Origin of the sequence: Kitasatospora indigofera, from assembly GCF_014655955.1 — a bacterium.
In the GTDB taxonomy this organism is placed as follows: domain Bacteria; phylum Actinomycetota; class Actinomycetes; order Streptomycetales; family Streptomycetaceae; genus Kitasatospora; species Kitasatospora indigofera.
In genome coordinates this window covers 21227-34536 of the sequence record NZ_BNBO01000015.1, presented here as the reverse complement: position 1 = coordinate 34536, position 13310 = coordinate 21227, and the positions used below count along the sequence as shown (strand labels likewise).

The 13310-nt window shown below is 74.2% G+C and carries 14 protein-coding genes and 1 pseudogene; 8 read left to right on the top strand and 7 right to left on the bottom strand.

What is annotated here, in order from left to right; all coding sequences use genetic code 11:
- Positions 1-139 precede the first annotated feature (139 nt).
- Both IE329_RS42045 and IE329_RS15670 read right to left on the bottom strand, forming a co-directional pair.
- Positions 140-322: pseudogene (locus IE329_RS42045) on the bottom strand (BRO family protein); the annotation flags it as partial.
- Positions 323-367: 45 nt separating this feature from the next.
- Positions 368-1204 (bottom strand): helix-turn-helix domain-containing protein, encoded by an 837-nt coding sequence (locus IE329_RS15670; RefSeq protein WP_190211484.1) that lies wholly within the window; start codon positions 1202-1204, stop codon positions 368-370.
- 112 nt (positions 1205-1316) lie between these two features.
- Here IE329_RS15670 and IE329_RS15665 point away from each other — a divergent pair, with 112 nt between their 5' ends.
- Positions 1317-1910: an NADPH-dependent FMN reductase gene (locus tag IE329_RS15665; protein ID WP_190211483.1), complete on the top strand. Its 594-nt coding sequence runs from the start codon at positions 1317-1319 to the stop codon at positions 1908-1910.
- Between the two features lie 72 nt (positions 1911-1982).
- Here IE329_RS15665 and IE329_RS15660 read toward each other — a convergent pair whose 3' ends face one another.
- Positions 1983-2381, bottom strand: a complete 399-nt coding sequence (locus IE329_RS15660) for a VOC family protein (RefSeq protein WP_190211482.1) — start codon at positions 2379-2381, stop codon at positions 1983-1985.
- Positions 2382-2486: 105 nt separating this feature from the next.
- Here IE329_RS15660 and IE329_RS15655 point away from each other — a divergent pair, with 105 nt between their 5' ends.
- The 3 genes from IE329_RS15655 to IE329_RS15645 all read left to right on the top strand — a co-directional run bounded on the left by IE329_RS15655 (position 2487) and on the right by IE329_RS15645 (position 4674).
- On the top strand, positions 2487-3452 hold the full coding sequence (locus IE329_RS15655; protein ID WP_229927469.1) for a LysR family transcriptional regulator: 966 nt from the start codon (positions 2487-2489) through the stop codon (positions 3450-3452).
- A 162-nt stretch (positions 3453-3614) separates the two neighbouring features.
- Positions 3615-4034, top strand: a complete 420-nt coding sequence (locus tag IE329_RS15650; protein WP_229927468.1) for a PPOX class F420-dependent oxidoreductase — start codon at positions 3615-3617, stop codon at positions 4032-4034.
- A 238-nt stretch (positions 4035-4272) separates the two neighbouring features.
- Entirely contained in the window at positions 4273-4674 is a 402-nt protein-coding gene (locus tag IE329_RS15645; RefSeq protein ID WP_190211481.1) for a hypothetical protein, read from the top strand.
- A gap of 142 nt (positions 4675-4816) precedes the next feature.
- Here IE329_RS15645 and IE329_RS15640 read toward each other — a convergent pair whose 3' ends face one another.
- The 3 genes from IE329_RS15640 to IE329_RS15630 form a co-directional block, all read right to left on the bottom strand.
- Positions 4817-5779 (bottom strand): phage holin family protein, encoded by a 963-nt coding sequence (locus IE329_RS15640; protein WP_190211480.1) that lies wholly within the window; start codon positions 5777-5779, stop codon positions 4817-4819.
- Between the two features lie 190 nt (positions 5780-5969).
- Entirely contained in the window at positions 5970-7247 is a 1278-nt protein-coding gene (locus IE329_RS41855) for a metallophosphoesterase (RefSeq protein ID WP_190211479.1), read from the bottom strand.
- A gap of 112 nt (positions 7248-7359) precedes the next feature.
- On the bottom strand, positions 7360-8517 hold the full coding sequence (locus IE329_RS15630; protein ID WP_190211478.1) for a LacI family DNA-binding transcriptional regulator: 1158 nt from the start codon (positions 8515-8517) through the stop codon (positions 7360-7362).
- 357 nt (positions 8518-8874) lie between these two features.
- Here IE329_RS15630 and hisC point away from each other — a divergent pair, with 357 nt between their 5' ends.
- The 4 genes from hisC to IE329_RS15610 all read left to right on the top strand — a co-directional run bounded on the left by hisC (position 8875) and on the right by IE329_RS15610 (position 11711).
- The gene (hisC, locus tag IE329_RS15625) at positions 8875-9954 is read left to right on the top strand and encodes a histidinol-phosphate transaminase (protein WP_190211477.1); all 1080 of its coding nucleotides are present in this window, start codon (positions 8875-8877) and stop codon (positions 9952-9954) included.
- 233 nt (positions 9955-10187) lie between these two features.
- Entirely contained in the window at positions 10188-11123 is a 936-nt protein-coding gene (hemC, locus tag IE329_RS15620) for a hydroxymethylbilane synthase (RefSeq protein WP_190211476.1), read from the top strand.
- Positions 11124-11238: 115 nt separating this feature from the next.
- The gene (locus IE329_RS15615) at positions 11239-11514 is read left to right on the top strand and encodes a hypothetical protein (RefSeq protein ID WP_190211475.1); all 276 of its coding nucleotides are present in this window, start codon (positions 11239-11241) and stop codon (positions 11512-11514) included.
- Between the two features lie 74 nt (positions 11515-11588).
- On the top strand, positions 11589-11711 hold the full coding sequence (locus IE329_RS15610) for a hypothetical protein (protein ID WP_373311199.1): 123 nt from the start codon (positions 11589-11591) through the stop codon (positions 11709-11711).
- 124 nt (positions 11712-11835) lie between these two features.
- Here IE329_RS15610 and IE329_RS15605 read toward each other — a convergent pair whose 3' ends face one another.
- Positions 11836-13287, bottom strand: a complete 1452-nt coding sequence (locus IE329_RS15605) for an MFS transporter (RefSeq protein WP_190211474.1) — start codon at positions 13285-13287, stop codon at positions 11836-11838.
- Between the last annotated feature and the right edge of the window lie 23 nt (positions 13288-13310).

The following is a 13310-nucleotide window of genomic DNA, read 5'->3' as shown; positions in this document are numbered from 1 at the left end:
CGCAGGGGAATGCGCGGGCCGGAACTCGGCACGGTGGCCGGCCAGGTGGTGTGCGCAAGCGTCGGCCGGCCGGTCTCCTCGCCGGCCGCATGCCGCGCCGCGGGCCGTGCCGGAGTCGCGCCGCGAGGCGGAACCGCTTGGCATCGGGCTTCCTGGAGCGAATGATCAGCGAGTACAGCCCGGACTCGCTGATGATGGAAACCTGCTGGTCACCGCCAGGGGTGCGGACAGTATCCGCACCCTTTCGTCGTCGTCGAGCCCGCGTACGGCACTGTGCCCGCGGGCGATCTGGAGCACCGCGGCGACGTCCGCGGCCACCCACCAGGGCCCCCTTCGACGGTCACCACTGCGGCGGCCGGGGGGTGTCTCACGAGATGGCCCGCAGTCGGCCGGGGGTCCGCCGGCGGAGCCGGTCGAGGGCCTGGGCCGTGGCGTCGTCGGCCGGGAGGAGGACGACCAGTTGCTGGGCGTCGGAGGGGAGTTCGAGGGTCTCGCGCAGGAGCCGGAGCGCGTGCCCCGACGGGTGGTCGATCCGCAGGACGCCCCGGGCCGGCACCAGGTGGCGGTTGAGCCGCCGGGTGAACTCGGGGCCGGCGGTGGGGGCGAGTTCCGCGGTGAGCCACTCGGTGTTCTCGACGGAGGGGCCGAGCCAGAGGTCGAAGGCCTGCTCGTCCGCGACGTCGTCCCAGTCGGCGAAGAAGGTCCTGGCCCGGGGGTCGGTGAAGACGTAGCGGGTGAGGTTCGGGGTGTCGGCGTCGAGCAGTCCGCCGCCGTCCATCAGCAGCTCGTAGCCGCTGGTCCGGGCGAGGACGTCGCCCAGCCGGTTGGTCAGGACGGCGATCCCCGGCTCCAGCAGGCGCAGGGTCTCCCGGACGGCGGGCCGGACCTCGCGGCGCGGCGGCTCCGGGCGGGGGTGCGCGGTGCACTCACCGCCGGTGATCTTCGTGAGGTAGCGCAGGTGGGTGCGCTCGGACGGGTCCAGGCTGAGGGCGTCGGCCAGCGCGTTCACCACCGCGACCGAGGGGTTGCGGTCCCGGCCCTGCTCCAGCCGGGTCAGGTACTCGACGCTGATGCCGGCCCGGGTCGCCAGGTCCGACCGGCGCAGACCGGGTGACCTGCGCCGCCCGTGATCCGGCACCCCGAGGGACTCCGGCTGGATGCGGTCGCGCTTGGCCCGGATGAAGTCCCCCAACGGCGTTCCCATACTTCGAGGTTAGCGGCGGCCCGGTGGGCCGTGGAGTGCTCAGGGTGGCCCTGCGGGGGCCAGCCTGGGCACGGTCTGGTTGCCGTCGCCGGCCGGGCCGATCGTGGTGGGCATGGAGAAGAAGAGCAAGCTGGTGATCATCGTCGGAAGTGTCCGGGAGGGCCGGTTCGGCCCGGTCGTCGCCTCATGGGTGGCCGAGCAGGCGCGGACCCATGGCGGGTTCGAGGTGGAGGTGGTCGATCTGGCCGGGATCGACATCCCGTTGGCGCTGCCGGCGCAGTCGCCGAAGTACGCGGGTGAGGCGTACCCCCGGCCGGCCGGGATGGCGCCGCTGACCTCGGCGCTGGCGGGCGCCGACGCGTTCCTGGTGGTCACACCGGAGTACAACCACAGCTATCCGGCGTCCTTGAAGGCGGCGGTGGACTGGCACTTCACCCAGTGGACGGCCAAGCCGGTCGGCTTCGTCAGCTACGGCGGCGCGGCCGGTGGCCGGCACGCCGTCCTGCACCTGGAGAACGTGCTGACCGAACTGCACGCGGTGACGATCCGGGACGGTCTGGCCTTCCCGAACTACTTCACGGCCTGGCAGGACGGCCGCCCGCTCGACCCGGAGGCCGCGGGGTACGCCAAGACCCTGCTCGACCAGCTGGCCTGGTGGGCGGACGCGCTCCGGGCGGCACGGGCGGCGGTTCCCTACCCGGCCTGAGGTCCGCCACCCGGCACGGGCGGCGCTGCGGCGGGCGGTGCCCGGCCGCCGGGCGGCGGCGGGAGCCGGCGGTCAGGCGGCCGCGGCGTCCTGCGGGTACCAGCGGAGTTCGACGGTGTTGCCGTCCGGGTCCTGGACGTAGACCGAGGTGGCGCTGCCCCGGGCGCCGAAGCGGCCGACCGGCCCTTCGAGGACGGTGAAGACGCCCGAGTCGATCACCTCCTGCCAGTCCAGGGGCTCCACGGTGAGGCAGATGTGGTCGACGTTGGACCCGCCCCGGGGGCCGTCCACCAGATCGATGATGGTCTCCGGGGTGATCCTGACCGAGGGGAACGGCGCCCAGCCGGCGCGCCACTCGTCCACCCGGACGGGCTCCAGGCCGAGCGGGCCGAGGTAGAAGCCGAGGGCCCGTTCGGTGTCCTGGACGTTGAGGACGAGGTGGTCGAAGGCCTTCACGCGCAGGGCAGGCATCGGTGCTCCAAGGGGGTGGGTCGCGGCGGACGGGGTGTCCGGCCTGCTGAGTTCCATGATTCGCCCGCCGGAATCCGGCATCAAGGCATGATCGGAATACGATCGTTGAGCAGGATTCAACGACGGGGGCGTGACGTGCTGGAGCGGCTGGAGACCGAGATCTTCCTGACCCTGGCCGAGGAGCTGCACTTCGGCCGGACCGCCGACCGGCTGGGGATCACCACCGGCCGGGTCAGCCAGGTGATCGGGAAGCTGGAACGCCGGATCGGCGGGACCCTGTTCGAGCGGACCAGCCGCAGCGTCCGGCTGAGCGCGGTCGGCCGGCAGCTGGCGGACGACCTGACCCCCTTGGTGGCCGGGATGGAGCAGGCCCTGCGGCGGGCCGCCGACGCCGCCCGGGGCGTCACGGGGGAGCTGCGGGTGGCCTTCCTCGGCGAGTGGACGGCGCCGGTGCTGCTCAGGGCGGTCGCGCTGTTCGCCGAGCGTCACCCCGACTGCCGGGTGGACGTGCGCGAGGTGCAGCTGTCCAACTCCCGGGCGAGCCTGCTGGACGGCTCGGTCGACGTGCTGATCGCCTCGTACCCGTTCGACGGCATGGCCCGCGGACCGGTGCTGCTGACGGAGCCCAGGGTGCTGGCGGTGGCCGCCGGGCATCCGCTGGCGGGCGAGGAGTCGGTGTCCGTCGAGGTGCTGGCGGAGCACCCGGTGGTCCAGTACCCGGCGGTGACCTCCGCGGGGTTCAAGCGGGACCGGACGCCCGAGCGGACCCCGTCCGGCCGCCCGGTGCCGAAGGGGCCGGCCGGCGGGACCTTCTCCGAGATGCTCACGCTGGTCGCCATGGGCCGGGGCGTCCTCCCGGTCGGCGCGCACTCCCGGCAGTACTACCCGCGCCCGGACGTCGCCTACGTGCCGATCCGGGACGCGCCGCCGATCGAGCGCGGCCCGGTCTGGCTGGAGGGGAACACCACCGCGCGGGTCCGCGAGTTCGTCCGGGCCGCGGCCGACGCCGCGGGTGCGCCGCCGGCCCCCGGGCGGGCGGCCGGCGCCGGCCCGGCCGGCGGGCCGGGGTGACCGGTGCCCACCGGTTCACCTGATCGGGGGAGAAAGCGGTGCGGACGGTCCGTCAACTGATTCCGGCACGTAGCGTTCCGTGTCAGATGACCGAGCGGCCGCCGAGGGCCGCGCCGGCGGGCGGGCCCCGCGGTGGGTCGTGAGCGCGGGGCGGGCCGGACGGTGGCAGAGGCACGGGCACGGGTGGCGGCGGTGGCCCTGGACGAGGCCACCCGGCGATTGCTGGACGGCAGGAACGTCGCGACGCTGGCGACCCTCAACCCGGACGGCGGGCCGCAGACCTCGGTGGTCTGGGTGATGCGGGACGGCGACACGGTGGTGCTCTCCACCACGGCGGGGCGGCAGAAGGCGCGCAACCTGCTGAAGGACCCGCGGGTCAGTCTGACCCTCTTCGACAGCGCGAACCCGTACGCGACGGTCGAGATCCGGGGCGTCGCCGAGCTGCGGGAGGACCCGCGGCGGGAGCTGCCCAGGGTGCTGTCCCACAAGTACCTCGGGGTGGACCCGCCGGCCGAGGGGGACGAGGTGGTCCGGCTGGCGGTCCGGGTGACCCCGAGCCGGGTGATCACCTTCTCGGCCTGACCGGACGCCTGACCGGACGCCGGGCCGGCGCGGGCAGGGGAGCCGGCGGGGCCCCTGGCAGGGGCTCCGGCGGGGGCCGGCGAAGCGTCCGGGAGTCGCAGGCGAAACGATTTGTCAGGACATCTGTGGACGCGTGAAGTCACGGATAAATATCGGAGGAGACGCGGACCGTCGCGGTCCAGTAGCGTACGCCGTCGTCCCCGTCGACTGCTTGTCCGATATACCCACAGGAATTCTCTTGAATCTCGACTTCAGCGCCGAGCCCCTCTTCTCCTGGTACGTCGTGCTGCTGTGCATCAGCGGTATCGCGATGGTCGCCATCGGTGCCGTCAATTTCGGTGCTCTCAGCATCGGCTGGCGCATTTTCAACGCGGTCGCCGGCGTCGGCTTCCTCGGGTACGGCATCTACCTCGGATTCATCTTCGAGGGCGGCGAGTACCTGCTGTTCTTCAAGGCGTTCATCCTGCCCGGCGTGCTGATCTTCAACTTCGTCCGCTCGCTGGCCAGCCGCGGCAACACGCCGGCGCCGCAGCCCTTCCAGCCGGCCCAGGCCGACGTGCCCGCCCAGCCCTTCCAGCCGGACGGGGCCGCCCAGCCCGCGCCCGCGCAGCAGCCGGCCCCGGGCAACCAGGCAGGCTGAGCCGGCCGGCCGGGGCAGCTGCCCCGGCAGATCGGAGCGATGACGCTCGAACGCCGTCCCGGAGGGCCCGTCCGCCCACCGGGACGGCGTTCGCCGTCGGTGCCGTCCGTGCCGCTCCGCCCCGGCCCGCTCCCCGGCCGGGTCAGACGTCGTCGGGGCTGGTGAAGGCGGGCGGGCTGTAGCCCGGGCTGCTGAACTCGGCCGGGCGCGGGGTGCGGCCCTCGGGGTCGGTGACGCCCTCGACGCCGGGGCTGGAGAAGCCGGGGCTGCTGAAACCCGCACCGGTGTAGCCGGGGCTGCTGAAGTCCGGCGGGGTGGGCGGGTCACGGTGCTCGCCGGTGCTCTCGGCGGCCGGCGCGGCCCGGGGCGCCGGGGTGAACGGCGGCAGCGCCGGCTCCGAGTCCAGGTTGGCCCGCAGGTACGGGAGCAGGGCGCGGTCGCGCAGCGCGAGCTGCCAGGCCCGGCGGGCGTCGGCCACCTCGGCGCGCAGTTCGGGGTCGGTGTCGTCCGGCGGCCCGGCGCCGTCGCGCAGCGCGGTCAGGACGAGTCCGACGATGCCGATGACCATCGCGCCGGTGCCGATGGCCAGCGCGAGCCAGCCCGCGGTGAGCAGCGAGCGGCCCAGCACCAGCTCGGGGGCGGCGGTGCTCAGCACGTACCCGAGCAGCAGGAAGACCAGCCCGGCGGCGCCGGCCAGGATCGGCGCCAGGACGGTGAGCACGGGGAAGAGGCCCGCGCCGTCCTCGGAGCTGAGCTGGGCGGCGAGTTCGCCGATGTTCCGCGGGCCGGTGCTGCGCGGGCTGGACTCGTGGACCGGGGCGGGCCGCGGCCGCCCGGACTCGGCGCGCAGGTTGTCGCGCAGCCGGGTGTAGTGCTCGTACTCGACGGCGGCGCCGGAGGCGATGGCGCTCGCGGCGAGCAGCGCCTTGGTGCGCAGCTGCTCGGAGGTGAGGCGGGCGGTGTTGCCGGTACCGGTGCTGCCCGCACCGGTGCCCGGTTCGCGCTCGCGCAGTGCCGCCAGGATGGTTCCGTCGCGCAGTGCTTCGTCGAGGAGGCGCTCGAAGTCCGGGCGGTCCTCGGCCAGCAGGTGCGGGGCGTTGTTCATGCGGACCCCGTTCGCTCCGTCACGGAGGTGGATTTCCGCACCGGGGACACGCCTTCGGAGGGTGGGGCCGGGGCGGCCTGGTGCGGTGTGCCTCGATGGTAGGGGCGGGTGGGGGCACGCTGACAGTCGGTTTCCGGAATTTCAGCGCCGGGGGCGTGCGAATTGCCCCGGGCATCCGTTCCGGTCCGGGTCAGTTGACGGGCAGTCGGGCGATCAGCAGGCGGCCCTCCATGGTGACGCCGCCGTCCATGGCGATCGCCAGGTCGTCCGCGTAGACGTACGGGCCGGGGATGTGCGGGGGCGCGCCGTCGTCGGCGTGGGCCGCGCCGGTGAGGTACGGGATGGGGCTGTGGCCGTGCACGACGCGCCGGCCGCCGTAGGCGTCGAGCAGCTCGTGGACGGCGGTGGGGCCGGCGTTGCCGCGGAAGGCGAACCGCTTGGTGAAGCGGCGGAAGGCGTCCCACCACTCGTCGGCGCCCTCGTCGGCGAGCAGGTCGTGGACGGCGTCGTTGACCTCGGCGATCGACTCGCCGTACTCCAGGTAGGCGGTGGTGTCGGAGTGCAGCAGCAGGTGGTCGTCCTCCAGCGCCATCGCGGGCAGCCGGGACAGCCAGCTGATGTGGTGCGACTCCAGCCGGTCGAGGTCGTGCTGCTGGCCGCCGTTGAGCCGCCACGCGGCGAGGAAGGAGGCGGTGCCGGCGGTGGACTGCACGGGCTCGTCGCCGTAGCGGTGGGCGCCGAGGAAGAGCAGTTCGTGATTGCCCATCAGGGCGCGGCAGTAGCCGCCGGCCGCGGCGGCCTCGGCGGCGAGCTGCATGACCAGGTCGATCACGCCGATGCCGTCGGGCCCGCGGTCGGTGAAGTCGCCGAGGAACCAGATCCGGGAGCGGCCGGCCGACCAGTGGCCGTCGGCGTCGATCAGGCCCTGGTGGCGCAGCTCGGCGACCAGCTCGTCGAGGTAGCCGTGGACGTCGCCGACGACGTACAGCGGGCCGGGGGGCTCGCTGGGGTCGGGCGCGGGGTACGGGGTGGAGTAGGGCAGGCCGTCCTCGGTGAGCGGCGGGCCCAGCTCGATGGTCGGCGGGTCCTCGCGCGGGGGCGCCGGCTGCGCGGCACGGTCGTGCAGGGTGGGCTCGTGCGGGACCTGCGCCTGGTAGGAGGGGTCCTGGAAGCCGGGCTCGTGGAAGCCCGCGTCCTGGAAGCCGGGCTCCTGGAAGGCCTGCTCCTGGAAGAGCGGCTGGTGCTGCTCCTCGTGGTGCGGCGCGCTCTGCTGCGGGGCGGAGGGCCAGTGCTGTTCGAGGTACCGGGCGCCGCCGTAGGCGCTGTACGTCTCGGAGTAGCCGTCGGTGTAGCCGGTGGGTTCCGCGGGCTCGAAGTAGGAGCCGTAGGGCAGCACGTCGAGGTCCGGGTGATGGCGGGGGCCTGAGTCCGGCTGTTCAGGCCCGGGGAAGCGGTCCTCGGGTGTCATCCGCCCATCATAGGAAGAGCACTCTCCCGCCGTCCTCACCTGGTGGGTATCCAATTCTCCGGAGCGTCAGCCGGGCGGTCCGTGAGGTCCGTTTTGTCCCGGACTGAGTGGACTAGACCTCGCCGGGGGAGCGGGGCGGGCTGACGGTGGTTCGGGTGCTGCGGCGCTGGGAGGAGGCCCGGACGATCAGCTCGGTGGGCATCAGGGTGCCGGGTGGCGGTCCCGTCCCGGCACTCCTGAAGCGGGGCGGGAAGAGCCGTCCGACGTCCACCCCGGTGCCCGAGTCGACGCCCTCGATCGCGTCGATCAGCAGGTTGACCACCGTGGTGCCGATCCGGCGCGGCTTGAGCGAGAGGGTGGTGATCGGCGGCTCGGTGCCGGCGTAGACGTCGCTCTCGCTGCAGCAGACCAGCAGCAGGTCGTCGGGCACCCGCAGGCCGTACCGGCGGGCGGCGGCCAGCAGGTCGGTGCCGTTCGGGTCGAAGAGGCCGTAGACGGCGTCCGGGCGGTCCGGGCGCGCGAGCAGCCGGTCGGCCGCGACCGCGCCGGCCGCCGGGTCGTGGGCGGGGTAGGTCTCGTACACGGGCTCCTGGCCGACCCGGTCGCACCAGCCGAGGTAGGCGTCGGTGGAGAGCCGGGTGTAGGTGTCGGTGCTGGTGCCGGTGAGCAGGCCGATCCGGCGGGCGCCGGACTCGGTGAGGTGGTCGAGGATGCCCAGGACGGCGGCCTCGTGGTCGTTGTCGACCCAGGCGGTGACCGGGCAGTTGCCGGGCTTGCCGTCGCTGACCACCGGGACGCCGGACCGGTAGAGCTCGCTGACCAGCGGGTCCTGGTCGGGCGGGTCGATCACCACGGTGCCGTCCAGGGCGATGTTGCCCCAGACGTCGTGCCGGGAGGAGGCGGGCAGGACCACCAGGGCGTAGCCGCGGCCGAGCGCGGCGCTGGTGGCGGCCCTGGCCATCTCGGCGAAGTAGGCGAACTCGGTGAAGGTGAACGGCTCCTCGCCGTAGGTGGTGACGGTCAGGCCGATCAGGCCCGACCTGCCGGTGCGCAGGGTACGGGCGGCGGCCGAGGGGCGGTAGCCGAGGCGCTCGGCGACCTCGCGGACCCGGCTTCTGGTCTCGTCGGGCAGGCGCCCCTTACCGTTCAGCGCGTCGGAGACCGTGGTGATCGACACTCCGGCGGCTGCTGCCACATCCCGGATGCCGGCCCGCTCCAGACGTCGTGAGGTGGTGGGTCGCCGACCGCTCTGGTTGGCTGCTGCTGTCATGGCGGACCGATCGTATGGCTCATGACGGCTCCCTGTGACCGGGGCGCCCGGAAGCGGAGAAGATACGTTTCTCCATGAACGAGGCGGTTGCGGTCCCTTCGATACCCGGCGGAAATCAGCCGTCTTACCTCTGACATGTGCCATTGGAACCCGGCAGAATGGCTGATCTGCACCCCTCGGCCCGCCGGGCATGTCACTCCTACGGGTGAGCGCGGTCGGTATCGTTCAACGGACCCGGCCGGGGCGGGTGCGCACCCCGGTACCCCGCGTACGGCGATCCCGTCACGCGGCGGACATGATCAGCACTGCGCACCTGCAAACAGGCCGCGCGGCAGCAGAGCACAGAAGGAGACGAGCGTGAGCGGTACGGCAGCGCAGGGCCCCCGGCTGAGGCCGACCCTGGACGGCATCCCCACCTACAAGCCCGGCAAGCCCGCCGGAGCCGACGCCTACAAGCTGTCCTCCAACGAGAACCCGTACGAGCCGCTGCCCGGCGTGCTCGAAGCGGCGGTGGCGGCGGCCGGCTCGTTCAACCGGTACCCCGACATGGCGGTCTCGGAGCTGACGGAGGAGCTCGCGGCGCGCTTCGGCGTCCCGGCCGAGCACATCGCGACCGGCACCGGCTCGGTCGGCGTCGCCCAGTCGCTGATCCTCGCCACGGCGGGCCCCGGCGACGAGGTGATCTTCGCCTGGCGCTCCTTCGAGGCCTACCCGATCATCACCCAGGTCGCCGGCGCGACCCCCGTCCCGGTGCCGCTCACCGCCACCGAGGACCACGACCTCGACGCGATGCTCGCCGCGATCACCGAGCGGACCAGGCTGATCTTCGTCTGCAACCCGAACAACCCCACCGGCAACGCGATCCACCGCGCCGAGCTGGAGCGGTTCCTGGACGCCGTCCCGGCCGACGTCCTGGTGGTCGTCGACGAGGCCTACATCGAGTTCATCCGCGACGCGGAGGTGCCCAACGGCATCGAGCTCTACCGCGACCGCCCCAACGTCTGCGTCCTGCGCACCTTCTCCAAGGCGTACGGCCTGGCCGGCCTGCGGGTCGGCTTCGCGGTCGCCCACGAGCCGGTCGCCACCGCGCTGCGCAAGACCGCCGTCCCGTTCGGGGTCAGCCGGCTCGCCCAGGACGCGGCGGTCGCCTCGCTGCGCGCCGAGGACGCCCTGCTGGTCCGGGTCGAGGCCCTGGTCGAGGAGCGGGCCCGGGTGCTCGCCGCCCTCACCGGGCAGGGCTGGACGGTCACCGACTCGCAGGCCAACTTCGTCTGGCTCCGGCTCGGCGAGCGCACCCTGGACTTCGCCGCCGCCTGCGCCGCGGCCGGTGTGATCGTCCGCCCGTTCCCGGGCGAGGGCGTCCGGGTCACCATCGGCGAGCCGGCCGGCAACGACATCTTCCTCGCGACCGCCGAGAGCTTCCGCAAGGCGCTGTAGCCGCCCGGGCCCCGGAAGTCCCGGGCCCCGGCCGTCCCGGGCCCGAGGCCCTGCCCGGGTCGGCGCCGGGCCCGTCGTGGCCCGACGAAGGGGCGCACCGCTCCGGCGGTGCGCCCCTTCGCGCTGCCCCCCTCCTGCCGCCGGACGCGCATTCGGGTGTCCGTGCCGACCTCGGCGCGGACGCCACCAGGGATGTTGCGGCCGGGGGAATCTGACGGTCTATCGTTTTCGGTATGTCCTCCGCCGAACTGATCCGCATCGTCTCCCGCTCCTCCCCCATGGCCCTCGCCCAGGTGGAACGGGTCCGCGCCGAACTGGCCGCGCTGCACCCCGGGATCAGGACGGAGGTCGTCCCGGTCACCACCTCGGGTGACCGCTGGATGGGGGATCTCGCGCAGCTCGGCGGGAAGGGCGCCTTCACCAAGGAGGTCGACGCCGCGCTGCTCGCCGGCGAGGCCGACCTCGCGGTGCACTGCGTGAAGGACGTGCCCGCCGACCGGCCGCTCCCCGCCGGGACGGTCTTCGCCGGGTTCCTCAAGCGGGACGACATCAGGGACGCCCTGGTCCACCCGGCCGGCCGCACCCTCGACGAACTCCCCGCCGGGGCCCGGATCGGCACCTCCTCGGTGCGCCGGCGGGCCCAGCTGGCCGTCTCGCACCCGCACCTGGAGTGCGTGCCGATGCGCGGCAACGCCAACCGCCGGCTGGAGAAGCTCGCGGCCGGCGAGGCCGACGCCCTGCTGCTGGCCGTCTCGGGCCTGGAGCGGATCGGACGGCCCGGCCTGATCACCGAGATCCTGCCGGTCGAGACGATGTGCCCGCCGATCGGCGCCGGCGTGCTCGGCCTGCAGTGCCGCGAGGACGACACCCGCACCATCGACCTCGTCTCCGGGCTCGGCGACGCCGACGCCTGGCGCGAGACCACCGCCGAGCGGATGTTCCTGCACGTGCTCCAGGGCCACTGCAACAGCCCGATCGCGGGCTACGCCAAGGCCGAGCGGGACGGCCGCCTCTCGCTGCGGGCCCGGGTCTTCTCCCCCGACGGCAAGACCGTGCTGGACGCCCACGAGTGGGCCGGGCCGCTCGACCCCGCCACCCTGGGCACCTCGGTCGCGGTCGCGCTGCTGCGCCAGGGCGCGCGGGAGCTGATCGACACCATCCCGCACTGAGGCCGGGGCCCACCAAAGCGGCCGGGCCCCGGCCCGGCGCCGCCGTGGCCCCGGCCCGCCGCCACCCGGCCGCGGCCCGGATGCGGCGGGCGGCCGGGCGGTGCAGGGTCGGGGTATGGCCTCGATCATCGTGCTGCTGGAGCTGGAGCCGTCCACCGAGGTGCTCGACGCCGGTGAGGTGGACGTCGGCGCCCGGGTGCGCTGGGTGCACGCCGCGCCGGGCGACCCGGACGTGCCGGACGACCCGGCGCCGCGGACGTTCTGCGGCCTCGACACCGCGCCGCTGGAGTACGAGCCGTACCGGCCGTCCGGGCCGGGGCAGCCCTGGTACCCGCCGCTGCACCGGACCCGGCGCTGCCGCGACTGCGAGGCGGCGCTGCGGAGCCTGTGAGGCGGCGCCGCGGAGCCTGCGAGCGGCAACAGCCTCGGCGAGCCGAACCGACCGATTCCGGGGCCGAGATCGCGGTGGACGGCCGGCTCGACCCGCTGAACCTCGGGGCGGCCGCCGGCACGGGCCGGTACGACCCGCAGGCGCTGAAGAAGGTCTGGCACCGCCTGGCCCGGTTCGGTGCACCGCACGGCGGCTGAGCCCTCCGGCAGCCGGCCCCTCCGGAAGCCGGCCAGGACGCCGGCGGGCCGGGCGGTTTCCCGCCCGGCCCGCCGCCTCACGTCCGGCCGCCTCACGTCCGCCGGCGCTCCCGTCCCGGCGCCCTCACCCGCTCCGCCGGCGCAGGAACACCGCCGAGGCCAGCCCGCCGGCCACCACCAGCGCGGTGTTGACCAGGAGCGCGAGCCCGACGCCGCCCAGCACCGTGCCGGCGGCCGTGCCGCCCCCGAGGGCGGTCATCCGGGCGGTGACCACGGCGCTCATCACCGGGGTGCCGAGCGCGATGCCGACCTGCTGGGTCATCGTGGCGACGCCGGTGGCCAGGCCCTGTTCGTGGTCGGGCAGGCCCGAGGTGGCGGTCACCATGAAGCCGACGATCGCCAGCATGTTGCCCACGCCGCCGACGAAGGTGGCGGCCAGCAGCAGGGCGAGCCAGCCGTGGCCGGTGCCGAGCAGCAGCAGCGCGGCGGTGGCGGCGGCCTGCACCAGCAGGCCGGTGACCAGCGAACCCCTCGTCCCGAGCCGGCGGATCACCCGGGGTGCGTGGATCCCGCCGAGGACCGTACCGGCCCCGAGCACGCCGAAGGCCAGGCCGGTGGCGAGGGCGGAGTAGCCCAGCACCCGCTGGAGGTAGAGCGTCATCAGGAACACCAGCGAGGTCTCGGTGGCGAAGGCGATCAGCCCGGCGAGGTTGCCCCAGACCACCGTGCGGCGCCGCAGCACCCGGACGGGCACCAGCGGGTGGACGGCGGCCCGCTCGACGAACCAGAACGCCACCAGCAGCAGCCCGCCGACGGCCAGCGCGCCGAGCGCCGCCGGGTCGCCCCAGCCGTGCTCGCCGGCCAGGGTCAGGCCGTACACCAGGGCGAGCAGGCCGCCGGTGACGGTGGCCGCGCCGGGCAGGTCGATCCGGGGCCGCGCGGTGCCGGCCCGGCCCTCGGCGGACTCGGGGACGAGGCGCGGCGCCACCAGCAGGACGGCCAGCGCCACCGGGACGTTGACGAAGAACGCCCAGCGCCAGCTGAGCAGGTCGGTCAGCAGCCCGCCGAGGATCGCCCCGGAGGTGAAGCCCGCCGAAATCAGCGCGCCGTTCAACCCCAGCGCCCGCTCCCGCAGCGGCCCTTCGGGGAACGCGGTGGTGAGCAGGGCGAGGCCGGCGGGGGTGACGGCGGCGGTGGCCAGGCCCTGCGCGACCCGGGCGGCGAGCAGTACCCAGGGGGTCGTCGCCAGGCCGCCGACCAGCGAGGAGACGGCGAGGACGGCGAGTCCGAGCAGGAACACCCGGCGGCGGCCGAACAGGTCGGCGACCCGGCCGAACAGCAGGCTGAACCCGGCGGCGCCGAGCGCGAAGGCGGTGACGATCCACTGCAGCCCGCCGAGCGGGAAGCCGAGGCCGCGGCCGATCACCGGCAGCGCGACGTTCAGGATCGAGAAGTCCACGGCCAGCATGAACTGGGCGGCCAGCAGGACGACCAGGACGACGCGTTGGCGTCCGGTCATGCCGGCGGCCGCCTTCGGCGCCGCCGGCGGCAGAGGGGTCTGGTCGAGCACGGTCATGGCGGGCTTCCTCCGGATCGGGC

What these genes read in the sequence shown, in the direction of transcription:
- IE329_RS15670 (WP_190211484.1), bottom strand. Translation starts at nt 1,204, where the DNA reads ATGGGAACGCCGTTGGGGGACTTCATCCGGGCCAAGCGCGACCGCATC.
- IE329_RS15665 (WP_190211483.1), top strand. Translation starts at nt 1,317, where the DNA reads ATGGAGAAGAAGAGCAAGCTGGTGATCATCGTCGGAAGTGTCCGGGAG.
- IE329_RS15660 (WP_190211482.1), bottom strand. Translation starts at nt 2,381, where the DNA reads ATGCCTGCCCTGCGCGTGAAGGCCTTCGACCACCTCGTCCTCAACGTC.
- IE329_RS15640 (WP_190211480.1), bottom strand. Translation starts at nt 5,779, where the DNA reads ATGAACAACGCCCCGCACCTGCTGGCCGAGGACCGCCCGGACTTCGAG.
- IE329_RS41855 (WP_190211479.1), bottom strand. Translation starts at nt 7,247, where the DNA reads ATGACACCCGAGGACCGCTTCCCCGGGCCTGAACAGCCGGACTCAGGC.
- IE329_RS15630 (WP_190211478.1), bottom strand. Translation starts at nt 8,517, where the DNA reads ATGACAGCAGCAGCCAACCAGAGCGGTCGGCGACCCACCACCTCACGA.
- hemC (WP_190211476.1), top strand. Translation starts at nt 10,188, where the DNA reads ATGTCCTCCGCCGAACTGATCCGCATCGTCTCCCGCTCCTCCCCCATG.
- IE329_RS15615 (WP_190211475.1), top strand. Translation starts at nt 11,239, where the DNA reads ATGGCCTCGATCATCGTGCTGCTGGAGCTGGAGCCGTCCACCGAGGTG.
- IE329_RS15605 (WP_190211474.1), bottom strand. Translation starts at nt 13,287, where the DNA reads ATGACCGTGCTCGACCAGACCCCTCTGCCGCCGGCGGCGCCGAAGGCG.